Origin of the sequence: Tsuneonella dongtanensis, assembly GCF_001698205.1 — a bacterium.
Taxonomy (GTDB): domain Bacteria; phylum Pseudomonadota; class Alphaproteobacteria; order Sphingomonadales; family Sphingomonadaceae; genus Tsuneonella; species Tsuneonella dongtanensis.
Genome location: NZ_CP016591.1, coordinates 2639506 through 2657791, shown reverse-complemented (window position 1 = coordinate 2657791; position 18286 = coordinate 2639506). Strand labels below are relative to the sequence as shown.

Sequence of the window (18286 nt, the reverse complement as noted above, 5' to 3'; positions counted from 1 at the left end):
CGTGCGCGAGGGATCCGGCGATCCGGAGCTGTACGATTACGCGCCCTATCGCGGGCGCAGGAAGATCGTCTGGCCGGGCGGCAAGACCTGCGCGGTGTGGGTGGCGCCGAACCTCGAATACTACGAAATCGATCCGCCCGCGCATCCCAAGCGCAAGGCCTGGGCGCGGCCGCATCCCGATGTCGTCGGATATTCGCACCGCGATCATTCGAACCGGGTCAGCCACTGGCGCATGGCCGAGGTCATGTCGAAACACGGATTTCCGGGATCGGTCAGCCTGTCGGTGGCGCTCTGCCAGCATCACCCCGAAGTGGTCGCGGACGGCGTCGCGCGCGGGTGGGAGTTCTTCAGCCACGGCATCTACAACACCCGCTACGCCTACGAGATGTCCGAGGACCAGGAGCGCGCGATTATCGCGGATTCGATCCGCACGGTGCGCGAGGCGACCGGGCAGACGATCCGCGGCTGGCTCGCCCCAGCACTGACCCACACCCCGCGCACGCTCGACCTGATCGCCGAGTACGGGCTGGACTATACCTGCGACCTCTATCACGACGACCAGGTGCAGGAGGTGAAGGTCGCCAAAGGCAGGCTCGCCTCGATCCCCTACAGCCTCGAGGTCAACGATCACTACGGCTTCTTCATCTACAACATGAGCCCGCGCGAATACGCCGATACGCTGATCCGGCAATACGAGCGGCTGGCCGCCGAGGGGGAGGCGTCGGGCACGGTCATGTGCATCCCCTTGCATGCCTACCTGATCGGCCAGCCGCACCGCATCGGTCCGTTCGAGGAGGCGCTGCGGCACATCGCTGCCGACGGCCGGGCGTGGATCGCGCGCGCTGGCGAGATCGTCGATGCGTGGAGGGCGCAGATATGACGCTCGATCCCGGCTATCTCGAATATCCCAACCGTTCCAACGGTTACGACCACGATCTTTACGCCTGGTCGAACCTGCATGAACGCCCGCCGGTGACCTGGCCGCAGGGCTCGGTGGCAGTGTGGGGCTGCGTCAGCCTCGAGTGGTTTCCCATAGTGCCCGGCGGGGCGTTCACGGCTCCGGGGCACATGCAGACCGCCTATCCGGACGTTCGCCACTACACTGCGCGCGATTACGGCAACCGGGTCGGCGCCTGGCGCTTCCTCGACGCGTTCGAGAAGGCAGGCGTAAGCGCTTCATTCGCAACGAATGCCGCGGTGGCCGAACGCTATCCCGAACTGCTCGCCGCGGTCGTAGAGGGCGGGCACGAAGTGATCGCGCACGCGACCGACATGAACGGCACAATCGATTCAACCTTGGCCGAAGCCGACGAGCGCGCCTTGATCGACGACTCGCTCGCACGGCTCGGGGCGTGCGGGGTTAAGCCCAGCGGCTGGCTGTCGATCGCGCGCTCGCAGTCTTGGCGCACGCTCGACCTGCTCAAGCGGGCAGGCCTCACCTATTGCTGCGACTGGGTGAACGACGAACTGCCCTATCGCTTCGCGAACGGCCTGATCGATCTGCCGCTCAATCACGAGCTGTCCGACCGCCAGATCGTCGCCGTGCAGCAGCAATCCGCCGACAGTTGGGCGCAAAGCATGGAAGACGCCTTCGACTGGCTCGCCGCAGAAGCAGCCCGCGAAGGGGGCGGACGAATGCTCCCGATCCACGTGACGCCGTATATCATGGGCCTGCCCTATCGCATCGAAGCGTTCGAGAGCCTGATAACGAAGCTCGCGGCGCGACCCGAAGCCTGGTTCGCGCGCGGCGATGCGATCGTCGACTGCTGGGCAGGGCAGCAATGAAGGCGATCAACCCGCGCACCGGCGAAGCGGACTACGCGTTCGACGAGGATTCGCCGGGCGCCGTCGCAGAGGCTGCGGCCCGACTGCGGTCGTTGCAGCCCGAGTGGGAGGCGCGCGGTCCGGAAGGGCGGGCGGCGATCCTTCAAGCTTTTGCCGACGCGTTGGAGCGCCACGCGGCCCCGATCGTCGCCGCGCTGGAAGTCGACACGGGGCGCACCGCCATCGCCCGGGTCGAACTCGAGAGTGTGGCGCGCCGCGCGCGCGGCTGGGCCATGCGCGGGCCGCAGGTGTTCGCGGGGCTGCCGCGCGACGCCACGCCGTCCGCAACGCCCGGCTTCACCATCGAACCGCGCTGGTCGGCCTATCCGCTGTTCGGCGCCATCGCTCCGTGGAACTTCCCGCTGCTGCTGTCGCACATCGATGCGCTGCCCGCGCTCGCCGCCGGGTGCGCCGCGCTCATCAAGCCGAGCGAAGTGACCCCGCGCTTCGTCGAGCCGCTGCGCGCGGCGCTGGCCGAAGTGCCCGAACTGCCGCTGGCCTACGTCATGGGCGGCGCGGAGACCGGTCAGGCTTTGATCGCCAGTGTCGACTACGTCTGCTTCACCGGGTCGACGGCGACCGGGCGCAAGGTCGCCGAGACGGCGGCCCGCGCGCTGATCCCGGCGAACCTCGAACTTGGCGGCAAGGACCCGATGATCGTTACCGCCTCGGCGGACCCGGTCCACGCGGCGCAGGTCGCGCTCCGCGCCTCGGTGGTGGCGACCGGGCAGGGATGCCAGTCGATCGAGCGGGTCTATGTCGCGCGCGCCATCTTCCAGCCGTTCCTCGCCGCGCTGGTCGAGGCGGCAGAAGCGGTGGAAACGACGGGCGCCGACCCGACGCGCGGCCATCTCGGCCCGTTCATCTTCCCCGCGCAGGCCGCCAAGGTCGCAGCGCAGATCGACGATGCACGGGCCAGGGGCGCGACCATCCACACCGGCGGCGAGATCGAGACGCAGGGCGGCGGACGATACATGCGCCCCACGGTGCTGACCGGCCTGACCGACGAAATGGCGCTCATGCGCGAGGAAACCTTCGGGCCGGTCATCCCGGTGATCCCGTTCGACACCGTCGAAGAGGCGATCGCGCTCGCCAACGCGGGGGATTACGGGCTGTCCGCCTCGGTCATCGCGGGTGATGCGGAGGAAGCCGCGGCGATCGGCGAGCGGATCGATGCCGGCGCGATCTCGCTGCAGGACGGTGCGCTGACGACCATGGTGGGCGACGCCACCAATCATTCGCGCAAAGGTTCGGGCCTCGGGCCCAGCCGGATGGGCGACGAGGGCATGCTCCGCTTCCTGCGGCGCCAGGCCCTGATCCGGCAGACGGGCACCCCCGCGACGATCGAGATGTTCCGCGAGGGGCCAGCCCAGTGAGCAACCGCGCCGCGCTCGCCGCCGTCATGCCCGCCATGCTGCTCCACGAAGGGCACTGGGACGGGTGGTACCGGCACTTCGACGGCGAAGGCGCGCTGCTCGACGCGCATCGGGTCAAGACCTGGTGCGAGTTTCCCGACGAGGGCGAGTGGCACTACGTCCAGCACAACGAACTGATCTGGCCCGACGGGCACACCGCGACCTATGAGTTCGGCGGCAAGCTCGTCGGCGACCGGCTGGTGTGGGAGACCGATCGTTTTTCCGGCTACGGCTGGCAGACGCACGAGGATGTGCTGATGCTGCGGCTGGAACGGCAGGACGTGCCGGGCGCCTATTACATCGAGATGATCGCCATCGCCGCCGACGGGCGCACCCGCTCGCGGACGTGGGAATGGTTCAGGGACGGCGTCCCGTGGAAATGGACGCTGTGCAACGAGGAGAAAGTCGGATGATGGGGTCGCTGATTCTCGCGCTCGCGGCGCAGGCGGGGGCGACGGCTCCGGCTCCGAAGGCGGAGATCTGCGACAAGCCCGTGCTGATGGTCGTTGCCGGACCGACGCACGACCGCGCGCGGATGCTCGCCTATGGCAAAGCGATCGCCGACAGCGGCCTCTACAAGCAGCTTGGCGGGTACTACGTGAACGTGCCGCAGGAACTCGCGCGGTTCGAGGGCGAGGCGCCTGCCGGCTACACCACGCTGATCGTTCGCTTTCCGTGCCTCGCCAACGCGCAGGCGTTCTGGAACAGCAGGGTGTATCAGGAAACGATCAAGCCGCTGCGGTTGAACCCGTCGGCGGGGGACTACGTGGTCTCGGTCTATCCCGAGGCGCCATTGCGGGGGGACATGCTCGGCAGCGTGGGCGACAACGCCTACCGGGCGCCGTTTGATGCCGCCGCGGTCGAACAAGTCGGCGCGGCGCATCCCTGATGCGCGCCTGGCAGATCGGCGGGCGGACGGGTATCGACGGGCTGCGGCGCGTCGAGCGGCCCGATCCGGTTCCGAGCCCCGGTGACGCGCTGGTCGCGGTGCGCGCCGCGGGTCTCAACTATCGCGACCTGATGGTGCTGGCCGGGCTTTACGGACGCGACTTGCCCGAAACGCGCGTGCCGCTCGGCGACGGGGTTGGCGTCGTGATCGCGGGTGACGCGGCCCTCGTCGGCAAGCGCGTGATCGCTCCCCATTTCACCGGCTGGATCGACGGGCCATACTCGCCCGCGGTGTTCGCCGCCGATCTCGGCGTGAGCCGCGATGGCTGGCTGGCGGACCGCATCGTCCTGCCCACCGATTCGCTGGTCGAGGTGCCGGACGGCGTGCGCGACGCCACGGCCGCGACGCTCGCCGCGGTGGGCGCGACCGTCTGGCACGCGCTCGTGACGTTCGGCGGTTTGCAGCCCGGCGAACTGGTGCTGACGCAGGGCACCGGTGGGGTCGCGCTGTTTACGCTCCAGCTTGCCAAGGCGCTGGGTGCTGACGTCGCGATCACGTCCTCGAGCGCGTACAAGCTCGACCGCTGCCGCGCGATGGGGGCCGATTTCGCGATCGACTACCGCGCGCGGCCCGACTGGGCGGCGGCGCTGCTGGAGGCGACCGGCGGGCGAGGCGCCGACCTCGTCGTCGACACGATCGGCTTCGGCGCGCTCGGGGAGACTATCGCTGCCTGCGCGACCAATGCGCGCATCGCGACCGTGGGCGCGCTTTCGGGCACGCCGCAGGCGCAGGCGGGGGCGAGCCAAGGCGCGATCATCGGCAAGAACCTGACGATCAAGGGCGTCGCCTCGGGCAGCCGCGCGATGCTGGCCGCGGCGCTCGACGTCGTCGCGCAGCATGGAATCGAGATGGTGGTCGACCGCAGCTTCGCGTTCGATGAAGCATCTGCGGCGCTGCGCCACCTCGAAAGCGGCGCGCACATGGGCAAGGTGCTGGTGGAGGTGGGCTAGCGCTCGAGCGAAACCAGCTCGTAGCGGTTCATCATGTACCCGTCGATCGAGCCGTAGACGAGCACCGAGTCCGCGTCGGCGGTCACCCACATGTCGAAATCGGGATGGCGCTCGCCGCCCATGCCGCCCTCGCTCTCGTCGACGTAGCGATAGCGGCGGCAGGCAAAGGTGCCCGCCTCGACCGTCTTCTCCTCCTCGCCGACGTATTCCATGACCATCTCCACCTCGGCGATCTGCGGGACGCTCGCGCCGCGGTGGTCGGGCGAGGGGAGGAAGAAGCGCAGCTTGCGTCGGTGCGGTCCTCGGCTCACGTCCATCAACCGCGTTGTAAAGCCGTCGCCGACCACCGGGTGCGTGCCGAACGCGTCGAACGCGCCCGCCGCGCGGCTTTCGGAATTGCGGCCGATGGCGGGGCCCTCGCTCTCGCAGGTGATCCGGTCCGTTTCGGAGTCGTAGGCCATCCAGCCCGAGCCGAGGTATTCGTCGCCGAGCGTCAGGTGGACGAGCAGGTTGCGCGGCGCGCGGTCGGGTCCGATGTGGCACACCACGTCGCGCAGCACGGTCGGGTCGGGCTCCTCGATCTCGCAGGTCGCGCGCATGATCGTGCTGCCGTCGGCGTGGTGGGTGAAGCGGAACCACTCGCGTCCGCGCTCGTGCCCTTCCTTGCCCGGCTTCATCGAGGTGTAGCGGATCTGTCCGGTGACGGTGCGGTGCTTCACGTGATCACTCCGGCTTTGACGAGTTTCTCGATCATCGCCGTCTGCATCCGCCGGAAATCGTCGCGCTCGGGGACGCGGGCGGTGCCGCCGTCGAGCATCGCATTCGCGTCCTGCCCCGGCGCGTCGGCATAGACCCCGGCGAACAGCGAGGGGCGCTGGCGCGCGAGGCTGTTGGTCATCGCAGGCGTGCGGCGAGCGGCGCGCAGCGCGGCGAGGTCGATCGTCGCGAAGGCGGTGTAGGTCTCGCCCGACAGCGACTGGGCGAGCACCTTTCCGTCGGGCCCGACGACCTGGCTGTTCCCGTCCGCGCTCGCGAGCGGCATCGCGGTGCCGGAAATGCCCGCGGTGTTGGCCGAGACGACATAGGCCATGCTCTCCCACGCCTGCGCCCGCTTGGCGACGTCCTTGGCGGTCGCGAGCGGCGATCCGATCTCGGACGAGGAATGGCACAGGACCTCGGCACCGCGAAACGCGAAGGCGCGCGCGATCTCTGGGTAGAGGATTTCCTCGCTGGCGATGCAGGCGAGGGTGCCGATCTCGGTTTGCGCGACGGGGAACACCCCGTCGATGCCGTAGCGATCGAGGTAGGCGTCCCAGACATCGTGCGGCGAAGGGGCGAACATCGACAGCAGGCGGCGGTACCGCAGCACGACATCGCCCGAGGGCGCGACGAGGAAACTCGTCTGGAAGTAGAACCCCGGGAAATGCGCATCGACCTCGTAGGCATTGCCCGCAAGGTGCAGCCCGAGCCGCTGCGCGACGGTGCCGAGCGCGGCGTATTCCGGGCCATCGGCGGCGAAGCCGACCCGCTCGGCGAACTCCGGGATGCCGATGCGGCCCGGGTAGCTGGTGAAGAGGTATTCCGGCAGCACTGCGAGCTTTACCGGGCGGCCCGCATATTGCTCGATGAAGATCGCGGCGGAACGGATCGCACCCTCGATCTCGCCGATGTGCGCCAGGATCTGCGCGCGCACAGCGGCGGTGTCGGCGCAGGCCTCGGTCGAGCGCGCGGTCAACTGCATGGCGACCGCGGCGTAAGGGGTAGGGGTCTCGCTCACAGGCCGAGGCTCCCGGGGTTCATCAGCCCGCGCGGATCGACTTGCTTCTTGAGCGCGACGAGCAGGTCCCATGCCGCCGGATCGTGGTTCTCGCGCAAGGGATAGGTGCGCGCGATCTGCAGGTGGTTGCCGCCGAGCGCCTGGAACGCGTCGATGACGCCCCGCCGCAGCTTTGCGACGAGCGCGGTCGCGTCGGGGTTCGCCGCGAAGCCTTTGAGCTTGGCGAGATGGTCCTTCTCGACCGCGTGGCGGTGGAGCGGGTTGAGCTCCTCGGGCCAGAAGAACACCGGCTCGATCAGGCAGGCCTGCGGGCTCAGCGCGGCGAGCATGGCGCCTGCCTCGACCCCGTATTCCGCCATTTCGGCAGCGTGCGCGGCGTAGAGCGCCTGAACCGCGTTCCACCCGTCTACCAGCTTCGAATGCGGCAGGAAGCCGTGCACCGGCACCCAGCGCTCGCCCGCGGGGCCGACCATCGAGTTGACCGGAGGAAAGGGATTTGCGCGCAGGATCTTGGGGATCGTGTTTTCGACCGCCCGGCCGCCGGCCTCGCGCACCAACCGCTCTATCTCGGCCATGTCGGTGTCGGCCTCTCCCTGCCGCCGTCGTTCGGCGATCGTGTGCAGGGAGAACGGCACGTCGTCGAGGAAGGAACGCCCCGCGAGCGCGACCTTGGCGCCTTCCTTCAATCCCTTCAGCAGCGACCCCTGCGCCTTCATCATCGTGACGAGGCTTTTCGCATCCGAAGCGAGGCTGTCGCGCTTCATCCGCTGCGACTGCAGGAAGGGGTCGAAGCCGAAGCTCTCGCTCGCGAGGCCCTCGCGTGCGATTGCACTCATCGCGGCGAAGATCGCGTCGGCCTCGTCGAACGCGAAGCTGCCGTAGGCCAGGCCCGCGACCTCCCGCACCAGCCGCAGCGTTGCGCGCGCTTTGATCCCGAATGCGCCGCAATCGGCGGCGAAAAGTCCGGTCACGTCGGGCCCGTAGGGGCGGAAGAATTCACTGCCGGTGGAGATTATCGTGCCATCGGCCAAGACAACGTCGAAGGACAATGCGCTGTCGACAACCGTGCCACCGCTCGCGCCCCAGAACACGCCGTTCTGGCTCATGCCGCCGCCGACGGTGGCGTTGATACCGGAGAGGGTGCCCCAGGCCTTCGCTCGCAAGCCCCGGGGCTGGAGCGCGCGGCGAAGCGCGTCCCAGGTGACCCCGCACTCGACGGTGACGGTCATGTCGGTTTCGTCGATGGCGATGATTGTGTCGATTTCAGCGGTGTCGACGAGGATGAAATTCGTCACTTCGGGAATGTAGCCGCCGGTATAGCTCATGCCCCCGCCACGGGGGACCACGGCGAGGCCCTGCGCGGTGGCGGCGGCAATGCCCTTGGACAGCGCCTCGACCGATGCTGGGCGAAAGACCGCGCGCGGTGTAGGCCCGCGCGACCAGACGTCGTGGCGGTGGAGTTCGATGGCCTCGGGCGTACTGTCCCAAGACCCCGGTGCCGCGGCTTCCAGCGCCGATAGCGGTTCGGCGAGTGCGGCGCTCATGCCGGAACCGCGCCGGGGGTCGGCTCCTGCTCCGCGCTGCGCCCGAAAGTGGGGTACCGGCCCAGCGTCAACAGCAGCAGTGCGCCGCCGACGAACAGGAACATCGCCGCCCATAGCATCCCGTCGTAGCTGCCGGTCACGTCACGCACGCGTCCGTACAGCACCGGCGAGATAGCCGATGCGATACCGAACGGCATGTAGAGCATTCCGTAGATCCGCCCGTAATTCGCCATCCCGAAGTAGCGGCTGGCGAGGTAGGCAATGAGGTCGCTCTCGGCCCCCGCGGCGAAGCCGAGCATGAATGCGCCGAGGTATATCGTGGTGGTGTCGCTCGAAGTGCCCATCAGCCACCAGCAGGCGATCGCAGGAATCGTGAGGATCGGCAGGCACACCGCCGGTGCCCAGAAGCGGTCGAGCAGGAAGCCGGTAATGATGCGCCCGGCGAGCAGCGCAACGCCAATCAGGCCCATGATCCCGGCCCCTTCGGCGGCGGTCATACCATGCTGCTTGATGATCTCGGGCATGTGGATGTGCGCCCCGCCGTAGGCGAGTGCGACGAGCGCGATGGACAGCCAGATCGTCCAGAAGCGCCGGTCGCGCAGCGCCTCGCCGAGCGACACGCCCACCAGCGTTCCGCCAGCGGTGATCTCGGCGGGCTGCTCATCAGGCCGCGGCTCGCGGAACCAGATGAACGCGATGGGCAGGGCTATCAGCAGCGGCAGCAGTGCGAGCGCGGGATACATGCCGCGCCAGCCATAGACATCGATGGCTATGACCGCGAGCCGCGGGACCGTCAGCGCGGCGATGCTGGTGCCGACAAGCAGCAGTCCGAGTGCGAGGCCGCGGTTCCTGAAGAACCACATGTTCACCGCGCGGCTCCACGTCACCGGGGTCGAACCGATGCCCACCAGTCCGACGAAGAACCACGTGGCGTAGAATGCCCCGAGCATGACCGGTGCGAAGCCCACGAGCGCGAAGGCGATCGCGAAGGCGAACGTCGACCACAGCGCTACCGGGCGTACCCCGTACTTGTCGGCCAGCCAGCCGAACACGGGCGCGAGCAGCGAAGCGACGATCCCGTAGACGGTGATCCCCAGACTGATTTCGGCAAAGCTCCACCCGGTCTCTTCGTGGATCGGGCCGATGGTGAAGCCGATGGTGTTGAAGGGCAGGGGAGAAGCCCCGCAGGCGACCCCCACGATCCCCGCCACCAGGGTCTTCCAACCGAGGCGGAATTCCGAGCGTGCAGCCATTCAGTCGAGCTCCTCGAGTTCGAAGACCGAGTCCATGTAGCCTTCGACCACGCCCCGGACATAGAGAAAGTCGCCGTCCGCGCCGATCCACAGCGTGTAGGGCGGATGATTGTTGGTCATGCCGATGAAGCCGAATCGGTGGCAATCGAACGTGCCGGCCGGCACCGCCACGCTCTCGATCCCGTCGTATCGCAGCCCGCTGGTAGACGTTTCGAACCGCGGCCCGGTCGCGCCGAAGTGATGCAGGCTGTGCAGCAGGTTGGTGCCGAAGAAGTGTTCGCTGCCCGGTCCCTTGTCGAAGGGGTAGGCCGCCGCCAGCCAGCCATCGCCAATGAGCGCGTGGATCCCGAAGCCGCGCATCGGGCGCTGGAGTGGCGCGGTGGCGGACCAGTCGCCGTCTTCCGCGTTCCAGCCGTGGCCACGTGCTTCGCTCTCACCGAAACGGAACCAGCCGGAACCGGTCCAGCGACCGTGGTTGAGGATGCGGACATAGGCGTCGAGCGGCTGGAACCCGGCGTCGACCGTCATGGTCGTCTCGCGCACCACATCGTCTTCGCCGAATGCCATCTCGCAATGCGCGACCAACGTACGGTTGCCCTCGCGGTCACGGGTAATGGAGAAATCCTCGGTTCCCCAAAGTCCGTGATCCCCGCGGCGGCGATAGGCGATACGGCCTGAGCGGCGGGGGAGAGGGAGGAAGCTCATTGAGCGCGGTCCTGCACGGAGTAGAATTCAGTGAGATTGCCGTCGGGGTCGCGCACCGCGACAAGATCGACCGTTCCGATCCCTGCCACGGGCACCCGATCCGTCTCGTAGGGGATGGGCGCGTTCTTCGCGAGCAGCCGCGATCGGTAGGCGGCAAGATCGCGCACTGGATAGCGCACCGACAGAACGCCGAGGTTGGGCGGGACGGCCTTCGCGGAATGGTCGCGGCCGGTGAAACCCTGGATCTGCATGACCTCGACGCGGCCGGTCTCGCCTGCGACCGGATAAAGTGCTGCAGCAGCGCGGGCGATTTGCGGGGTCAGGTTGTAAGGGATTCCGAAGTTCGAGAACGCTGGCTCTGGAGGCTCGCGATCGCTGTCGAACAGCACCCCGAATCCAAGCGCGTCGCGGTAGAAATCACGCGCCGCCGGGCGACTTTTCACCATGCGCATCGAATTGAAGCCCTGGCTGATCCGCCCGACCGGAAATGTGGCAAAGGCAGGCGACACCCGCTCATACACCGCAAGGTTGATCCCGTGCGGTCCCTGGAGGACCACGTTCTTGAGGTCCGACTGGCCGAAGCGGAAGGAGATGGGAGGACTTTCGGCCCACCATCCGATCGAGAGCGCATGCCGGTAGAGCGCTTCGACATCGTCGCTGCGGACCATGACCGAATAGATTCCGCCGGTGTCCCACGCCCGGGCCCCGGGGCGGATTGGCTCCTGCGCCAAGCCTGCGAACCGGACGAAGCGAATGCATCCGGTCTCTGCAAGCGGTGCGCACCACCGCTCGAAGCGCGCCGAGACTGCGGCTGGCAGCTTCCAGTAGTCGAGCTCCCGCCGCGCTATGTCGCCGGACAGGGTCAATCGCCAGCCTCCGGCTTCCCGAAATAGGCGTGTCGCGGGCTCGAACTCGGCGACCGAGACCACGGCTTCGGTCCAGGGCGCGACGCCGAACTCCTCCGCGGGGGTGCCCGCCGCTGCCTGAGCGGAGAAGAAGAGCCCGGCCGCCGCAAGCAGCGGCCGGGTCCATCCGGGGAGGATAGATCTCACGTCAGTTGAATTTGAACCCGACATCGACCCCGAAGGTGAGCGGAGGTGCGGGATAGACCTGGTTCACCGAAGTGGTCGCGCGGAAGTATTCGCGGTCGGTCAGGTTCTTGCCCCAGACCGTCACGCTCCAGCGGTCGTCCGCCGCCTTCCAGCCGGCCCGCGCATCGATCCGTACGCCCGGCTCGACGAGCGATCCCGGCGTGTTGGAGACCAGCGCGAAGCTGTCGGCCTCGTAAGCGGCATCGGCACCGAAGAAGATTTCTCCGCCGCCCATGTCGACGTTGTAGCTGAAGCCGACGAGCGCCTTCCATTCGGGCGCGTTCTTCAGGCTCAGACCCAGGGCGCAGTCGATGACCTGCTGCTGGTAGGTGGCGGAGCCCGGCGTGGCGTTGGTGCAGGTCGGGCCGCGGACGGTGTTGGTGCTTCCGGTCAGCAGGCCAGCCTGGTTGAAGTTGACGTCCTTGTACTTGCCGTCGAGCCAGCTCGCATTGCCGTAAAGGCTGAGGCCTGTGACGGGCGACACGCCGAACTCGATCTCCACGCCCTGGATCCGAGCCTTGCCCGCGTTGATGCGCGTGAAGGCGCCATTGGGCAGGGTCCCGCTGATCTGCAGGTCCTGGTAATCGTTGTAGAAATACGTCGCGTTGAAGGTGGCCGGGCCGAACTGGGCCCGCAGGCCGCCTTCGATGCTGTCGAGCTTTTCCTCGTTCACCGGCAGGAAGCAGCCGGCCGGGCTGAAGCAGTCGGCCGATCCGCCGGGCGACTTGGTGCCGGTCGCGTAGGAAGCATAGACCATGATGTCGTCGGTCAGGTCGTAGCTGGCCTTCGCGGTCCAAGTGACGTTATCGGTATCGAATTCACGGACGATGTTGGTACCGAAGCCGGCGAGCGGACCCCCGGCACTGCTGGTGATCGTGCGATCCTCGGTGGTCCAGCGCAGTCCTCCGGTCACCGTGACCGGGCCGAGCTCGGCGCTCGCTTGTCCGAATACCGCGAAGCTGTCGGTCTTGGTGCGGATGTCGAACGGGAAGATGAACGTGAACGCGAGATCGGCGTCCTCGTTGTAGTAGAACGCGCCGCCCGTGAGATCGATGTTGCCGAGATTGGTGTTCAGCAGCAATTCCTGGCTGAACTGGTTCTGGTCGGTCTTCTGGAAATACGGGAACGTGATGTGCGAGGCGAGATCGTCCTTGAGCGTCCGGTAGGCCGTGGTCGATGTCAGCGTCGCCCCGCCTAGATCGCCCTTCAGCTGGTAGGACACGCCGAACGCGTCGACTTCGCTGCGATAGCCGGTGAAACATCCGATCGAGGTCGTCGTCGCGGCGCAGGTCGCGCCGGGGGCGGGCTCGATGGTGAAGATATTCTGGTCGCGGTCGGTGACGACAGCCGCGTTGTCGCTTTCGGCGATGATCGAGCTGGGAACCGGCTGGCTCTTGTCCTTGGTATAATCGACGATCGCCAGGAAGCTCCAGTCGGGTGACAACTCGCCGTAGAAGCTGCCGCGCAGGGCATAGACCTTCTCGTCGCCAAGGCGCGTTCCGGCGAGGTTGGCGAGCGCCCCGTTCGGGTTGATCGTGAAATACCCGTCGCGCTCGCGATAAAGGCCGGAGATGCGGATTGCGCCGCTGTCCCACGCGGCGAGATTGACCGTCGCCTTGCCCTGGATGCGGTCGAAGTTGCCATAGCCCAGTTCGCCTGCGACCGAGGTTTCGCCGATCTGCGGACGAACCGAAGTGACCTTGATGGCGCCGCCGTTGGTGTTGCGGCCGTAGAGAGTGCCCTGCGGTCCGCGCAGTGCTTCGACCTGCTGGATGTCGACCAGGTCGACAAGCGAGCCGACCGTTCGGCCGAGATAGACGTCGTCGATATAAATGCCGACCGCAGGGTCGATCGCGCCGCGCGACTCGTCCTCGCCGATACCGCGGAAATAGATGCGCGCCGAATTCGAGGTACCGGTGCCGGTCGAGATGACGACGTTGGGGATGGTGTTCTGGAGGTCGTTGGTGTCGGCGATCTGGCGCTGCTCGAGCGCATCGCCGGTCAGCGCGGTGACCGCAGCCGGAACGTCCTGCAGGTTCTGCGCACGGCGCTGCGCGGTGACGATGATCTCGCCGACGCCGGTCACGTTTGCGTCGCCTGAAGCAGTGCCCGTTTCCTGGGCCCAAGCGGTGGCTGGCACGGCGGCAAGTGCGGCGCTCGCCAGGAGTGCGGCTCGAAGCATGCGATCTTCCTTCCTCATGTAACCGTCGACCGCGTGCGTCCACCGCACGCGCCCTTTTCCGACGACCCCTCCCATAAGGAAGATTTGTCCGGACATTTGGACTTTTGTCAACCGCGAAAATGTGATTTGTCCGGACAAATTATGCGGGAGTGCGATTCGTGACCCTGACCGACCTGGCCTACCCGACGCTCGTCTACGTACACTTGCTGCTTTTCGTGCTGTGGCTGGGGGCGGACGTGGGGGTGTTCCTGCTCGGCCAGCATTTCCGCAAGCGCGACCGCTACACGCTCGACCAGCGCATCGCGTTGCTCAAGCTGCTGGTGCTGGTCGACATGACTCCGCGCAGCGCCTGGGCGCTGATGGTGCCGCTGTCGCTCAGCGTTTCGGCCATGGGCGGTTGGTGGGAAGTGCCCGGCTGGCTGCTCTGGGCAGGCTGGATCGTCGGCGGCGTCTGGCTCTGGCTGGTGTGGGACGCGCACAATCACGACCAGACACCGCGCGCGGCGCGCAACCGGCGGATCGAGGGATGGATCCGCTATGCGCTCGCCGCCTTTTATCTCTGGCTCGGCGGACAATCGTTGCTGCTCGGCGATCCGATCGCGGCGCCGTGGCTTGCCTGGAAGGCACTGCTGTTCGGCCTGATCTTCGTGGCGGCCATCATGATCGACGTCTCGTTCAAACCGGTCGGGGCACAGCTCGCCGCTGTCCTCACCCAAGGCTCGAGCGACGAGACCGAGGTGCCATTGCGCCGGACGATGGACCGCACCCGGGTCTGGGTCTGGACGACTTATCTATTGTTGCTGGCCACTTCGTACTTGGGTTCGACCAAGGCGCTCATATGAAATTTGTCCGGACATATTGACATGGCGCACCGTGTCCGGACAAATTGGAATCAGAAGACCCGACCCCAGAGGTCCGGTCCAGGGAGGACATCGATGATGCGGACTTTTGTTCGGGCCACGCTGCTGTGCGCGACGGCGCTCGGTTCTCAGGCCGCCTATGCCCAAGCCGTTTCCAATACGACCCAGCCAGCGGACGACGATGGCGGCATCAAGGAAATCATCGTCACCGCGCGCAAGACCGAGGAAACGCTTTCGACCGCTCCGATCGCGGTATCGGCCGTGACGTCCGAAACCATCGCCGAACAGGGCCTCAATTCGATCGACGACTTCGCCCGGACCGCGACCGGCATCAGCTTCAGCCAGGCGTTCGGCCGGTCGTCCGACCGCCCGGTCATTCGCGGTCAGTCGAACGTGCTCGCCAACGTCCAGTTCGGGGTCGAAACGGGTGCAGCCTATTTCGTCGACGGCATCTATTACCAGGGCGACATCCAGGGGTTCGACCCTCTCTCGATCGAACGGGTGGAGATCATCAAGGGGCCGCAATCCGCGCTCTACGGACGCAATACCTATGCCGGCGCGATCAACTACATCACCAAGGCGGCAAGCGACACGTTCACGGCTTCAGGCCGGGCGACGGTGGCCGAACACAACGAATTCCAGCTCGCCGGCTCGGTTTCAGGGCCGCTGATCCCGGACCTGCTCGGCTTCCGCGTGGGCGGCCGCCACTACGAATACGGCGGGGAGTACACCAACCGCCTCACCGGCAAGAAGGTCGGACAGGAAAAGACCACGAGCGGCTACCTGACGCTCGACTGGGACAACGGCGGCGACGTCAAGGTGCGCCAGCGCCTGTCTTACCAGCGCGATCGGGACGGGCCGCTGGCGATCTTCCTGCAAGGCGCCGCATTCAACAACTGTCAGCCGGGTTTTCGCTCGCCGCGCTACCGCTCGCGATCGATCTTCCTCCCTTACGTGCCGGCGACACTCGGGACCTCGACCAACACCAACCAGTACTTCTGCGGCACAATCAAGCCGCAACCCGATAACGTTGCGCTCAACACCGATGAAACGACCGTGGTGTTCCCCGCAATCACGTCGTTCATCCCCGGAGTTCCCTCGTTTCCGGGCGCAACGATCACCCGGGATGGCACGGCCTTCGACGGGATCTACAACCGCCAGTGGTACGCATCGCAGGTTGCGGACTGGGACATCGGCGGTTCCGGCTTCGTGCTGAGCAGCCTGACCGGGTACCGCGACAACAAGAACCGCTTCGGCACCGATTCCGATCACTCGGATTCGTTCTTCTACTTCGGCGGACCGGTGGGCGAGCCTGCATTCGCCAACACGAATACGAAGGATTCGTGGGACTTCAGCCAGGAGGTGCGCCTCGCCACTCCGCAGGATCGGCCGATCCGTGGTCTCGTAGGCCTCTACTATTTCAAGCAGGTGCAGGAAGGCCGCGACCTTACGTTCGCCAACCCGCTGCAAGGCGATCCCTTCGGCACGCTCGGCTCGTCGTTCAACTGGCTCGAGGACAGGGCGATCTTCGCCTCGCTCACCGTCGAGCCGGTGGAGGGCCTGTCAATCACCGGTGAGGTTCGCCACCAGGTCGAACGCAAGCGCCAGCTCGATTATTCGAGTTCGGTCACGGCGCCGTTCTGCGCAGGCTATGCGGGGCTGGAGGGGTTCACCAATCTGACCGCCACGCTCTGCCAGCCCGCACTCAAGGAAACCGGGACCGATCCGCGCATCACGGTCGACTATCTCTTCCCGAGTGGTCTGCTGGTCTACGGCATTTACGCGCGCGGTCGGAAGCCAGGCGGCTTCAACGGCGGCGCTGGCGTGACCGCCACCGCGCAACTTGGCCAGCCGCTGGTCCAATACCTGCCGGAAAAGGTCGAGAGCTTCGAGATCGGCACCAAGTTCGATGCGCTCGATCGCCGGCTCCGGGTTGCCGCGTCGGCATTCCGCAATACGCTCTCGAGCATCCAGCTCACCAGCGCGATTCCCAATCCCAACGGCACCGGCGCGATCAACTCGGTCGTGACCAACCAGGGCGATGGGCGGGCGTCGGGCTTCGAACTTGAGCTGCAGATGGCGCCCACGCGCGATCTCAACGTCACCATGGGCATTTCGTACGTCGACGCGCACTTCACGTCGGGGTGCGATGCCGATCAGTTCATCCTCAATTCCGGTGGATTGCGGCCGAACTTCGACACCCGCAATCCGACCGCTGCCGGCCTCGCCCTGTGCGACATTTCGGGCAACCGGCTGCCGCTCGGCAGCCCGTGGATCGCTAACGGTTCTCTCGATTACGAGCTGCCGCTATCGGCCGCGGGATCGCTGTGGTTCAACACGAACTGGAGCCTCGAGGCATCGAAGTACGTGCAGGTCCACAATCTGGCAAAGACTGGCGACACCTTCCTGGTCAATGCGCGGCTGGGGTATCGCACGGACCGATTCACGATCTCGGTATTCGGTCGCAACCTGACTGACGAAGACACCATCCCGCTCGCAACCCGCTGGTTCGACTATCGCTATGGCGCGGGCACGACCGGGCTCCCGGCAGCCAACACCGTGACGTTCGATGGCCGCCCGGCAGTGATCGAAACCGGCGCCCCGCGCGCCTTCTTCGGCACGCTGCGCAAGGGCCGGACATTCGGTGCGGAGGCGACTTTCAACTTCTGACCTGTGCAGGGGGCAAAACAAAGGGGCGGGCGCCGCTGCGGCACCCGCCCCTTTTTCCTTGTTAGCCCGTTCAGTGGCCGCCCGAAGGCTTGGCAGCAGGCATCTTGTCGTCGACCCACTTCATGAAGACGGTCCAGGTCGTCTCATTGGGACGGGCGTCATCCACCGGCGGCGCTGTCGTATAGGCCGGGTAATTGAGCGCGATCTCATCCTTGAGGACAGCCGGCAGTTCGTCGTAGCCGGTCAGCTTGTTGCCCATGGCGTTGAAGACCATCTGACCCTGGCGCCCGCGCATCTTCATCCACGGCATCCAGTCCGAGATGCGCACCCAGCTGACGATCGGGTAGGCCGTCTTGTTCTTCGTATCGAGCATCTCGTCCGCGTCGAACGCGAAGTCGAAGATCTCCATCGCGTGGTACTTGCCGCCCGTCCAGTCCTGGTACTTGCCGCCGAGCGGGTTGGTATAGAACAGCGGCACTTCGAACGGCATGAAGAACCAGCGGCCTTCGCGCCGCAGCGAGGCGTTGGCGTAGGGCGTCCCGTCGGCATTGATGGGAAAGCTCGGACGCTGATTCACCGGGTCGTTGGCGATGTGCATCACATCCACCGTCTCGCCGGTCCACGGGTTGTCCCACTTGCGCAGGACCTCGCCGGTCTTGGGATCGAGGTAGAGCATGATCTCGCGGCTAACGAGGCGCCAGCCCTTGCCCCGCTTGGGATCCTCGACGGTCGTGCAGGTGCGGATGTTCATGCCTTCGCCCTTGAACAGCAACCGGTCCGGCTCGCCGGCGACACGCGAATAGACATTGCCCTGCCAGTGGTAGACCGCGGGCTTGCCGTCCGCCTCGCCGCATTGCACGCGCTTCGAAATCTCAAGCGCGTCGGCGGGGACCGATGGATCGAGTTGCCGCGCCAGCGCAGGCGTGGCCAGCGTCGCACCGAGCGCCACCGCAGCCAAGAATTTCGCTTTGCTCATGTCAGAATCTCCCAGAAATCCGCGCATCGCGCGCTTTCGGCTTGACTTTAGATTTGTCCGGACAAATTGTGAAGGGGCAAGTGCAACTCG

16 protein-coding genes are annotated in these 18286 nt (G+C 66.4%); 8 read left to right on the top strand and 8 right to left on the bottom strand.

The annotated features are described in order from the left end of the window. Nucleotide 1 precedes the first annotated feature (1 nt). The 6 genes from A6F68_RS12940 to A6F68_RS12915 are packed head-to-tail and all read left to right on the top strand — an operon-like array spanning nucleotide 2 to nucleotide 5138. Nucleotides 2–880, top strand: coding sequence for a polysaccharide deacetylase family protein (locus tag A6F68_RS12940; protein ID WP_067680924.1), 879 nt, complete (start codon nucleotides 2–4; stop codon nucleotides 878–880). After that, the gene (locus A6F68_RS12935) at nucleotides 877–1785 is read left to right on the top strand and encodes a polysaccharide deacetylase family protein (RefSeq protein ID WP_067682673.1); all 909 of its coding nucleotides are present in this window, start codon (nucleotides 877–879) and stop codon (nucleotides 1783–1785) included. The genes A6F68_RS12940 and A6F68_RS12935 overlap by 4 nt, the downstream gene beginning before the upstream one ends. After that, nucleotides 1782–3200: an aldehyde dehydrogenase family protein gene (locus A6F68_RS12930; RefSeq protein ID WP_067680921.1), complete on the top strand. Its 1419-nt coding sequence runs from the start codon at nucleotides 1782–1784 to the stop codon at nucleotides 3198–3200. Before A6F68_RS12935 ends, A6F68_RS12930 begins: the two co-directional genes overlap by 4 nt. Then, entirely contained in the window at nucleotides 3197–3652 is a 456-nt protein-coding gene (locus tag A6F68_RS12925; protein ID WP_232308150.1) for a hypothetical protein, read from the top strand. Before A6F68_RS12930 ends, A6F68_RS12925 begins: the two co-directional genes overlap by 4 nt. Then, a complete protein-coding gene (locus A6F68_RS12920) occupies nucleotides 3649–4128 on the top strand; it encodes a DUF1330 domain-containing protein (protein WP_198152609.1) in 480 nt (159 codons plus the stop codon). Before A6F68_RS12925 ends, A6F68_RS12920 begins: the two co-directional genes overlap by 4 nt. Next, on the top strand, nucleotides 4128–5138 hold the full coding sequence (locus tag A6F68_RS12915; protein WP_067680917.1) for a zinc-dependent alcohol dehydrogenase family protein: 1011 nt from the start codon (nucleotides 4128–4130) through the stop codon (nucleotides 5136–5138). Before A6F68_RS12920 ends, A6F68_RS12915 begins: the two co-directional genes overlap by 1 nt. Here the strand turns inward: A6F68_RS12915 and A6F68_RS12910 are convergent. From A6F68_RS12910 to A6F68_RS12880, 7 genes are read right to left on the bottom strand one after another with little or no spacing between them, the layout of a single operon-like run. After that, nucleotides 5135–5857, bottom strand: coding sequence for a DUF3108 domain-containing protein (locus A6F68_RS12910; protein WP_067680915.1), 723 nt, complete (start codon nucleotides 5855–5857; stop codon nucleotides 5135–5137). The two genes, A6F68_RS12915 and A6F68_RS12910, sit on opposite strands and share 4 nt — an antisense overlap. Next, nucleotides 5854–6915, bottom strand: coding sequence for a nitrilase-related carbon-nitrogen hydrolase (locus tag A6F68_RS12905; RefSeq protein WP_232308149.1), 1062 nt, complete (start codon nucleotides 6913–6915; stop codon nucleotides 5854–5856). Before A6F68_RS12905 ends, A6F68_RS12910 begins: the two co-directional genes overlap by 4 nt. Next, nucleotides 6912–8459 carry an FAD-binding oxidoreductase gene (locus A6F68_RS12900; RefSeq protein ID WP_067680909.1) on the bottom strand — a complete coding sequence of 516 codons (1548 nt, stop codon included), beginning with the start codon at nucleotides 8457–8459 and terminating at the stop codon, nucleotides 6912–6914. Before A6F68_RS12900 ends, A6F68_RS12905 begins: the two co-directional genes overlap by 4 nt. Beyond that, complete coding sequence (locus tag A6F68_RS12895; RefSeq protein WP_157096742.1) at nucleotides 8456–9712, bottom strand: MFS transporter; 1257 nt, start codon at nucleotides 9710–9712, stop codon at nucleotides 8456–8458. Before A6F68_RS12895 ends, A6F68_RS12900 begins: the two co-directional genes overlap by 4 nt. After that, entirely contained in the window at nucleotides 9713–10417 is a 705-nt protein-coding gene (locus A6F68_RS12890; protein ID WP_157096741.1) for a hypothetical protein, read from the bottom strand. It lies immediately after the preceding gene. Then, entirely contained in the window at nucleotides 10414–11469 is a 1056-nt protein-coding gene (locus A6F68_RS12885) for a VOC family protein (RefSeq protein ID WP_067680903.1), read from the bottom strand. Before A6F68_RS12885 ends, A6F68_RS12890 begins: the two co-directional genes overlap by 4 nt. A gap of 1 nt (nucleotide 11470) precedes the next feature. Continuing rightward, nucleotides 11471–13690, bottom strand: coding sequence for a TonB-dependent receptor (locus A6F68_RS12880; RefSeq protein ID WP_067682663.1), 2220 nt, complete (start codon nucleotides 13688–13690; stop codon nucleotides 11471–11473). Between the two features lie 158 nt (nucleotides 13691–13848). On the opposite strand from A6F68_RS12880, the gene A6F68_RS12875 reads away from it, so the two are divergent. Both A6F68_RS12875 and A6F68_RS12870 read left to right on the top strand, forming a co-directional pair. Beyond that, complete coding sequence (locus A6F68_RS12875) at nucleotides 13849–14532, top strand: hypothetical protein (protein ID WP_067682660.1); 684 nt, start codon at nucleotides 13849–13851, stop codon at nucleotides 14530–14532. Nucleotides 14533–14625: 93 nt separating this feature from the next. Then, on the top strand, nucleotides 14626–17220 hold the full coding sequence (locus tag A6F68_RS12870; protein WP_198152608.1) for a TonB-dependent receptor: 2595 nt from the start codon (nucleotides 14626–14628) through the stop codon (nucleotides 17218–17220). Between the two features lie 70 nt (nucleotides 17221–17290). Here the strand turns inward: A6F68_RS12870 and A6F68_RS12865 are convergent, their stop codons facing one another. Next, the gene (locus A6F68_RS12865; RefSeq protein WP_067680898.1) at nucleotides 17291–18196 is read right to left on the bottom strand and encodes a DUF1838 family protein; all 906 of its coding nucleotides are present in this window, start codon (nucleotides 18194–18196) and stop codon (nucleotides 17291–17293) included. Between the last annotated feature and the right edge of the window lie 90 nt (nucleotides 18197–18286).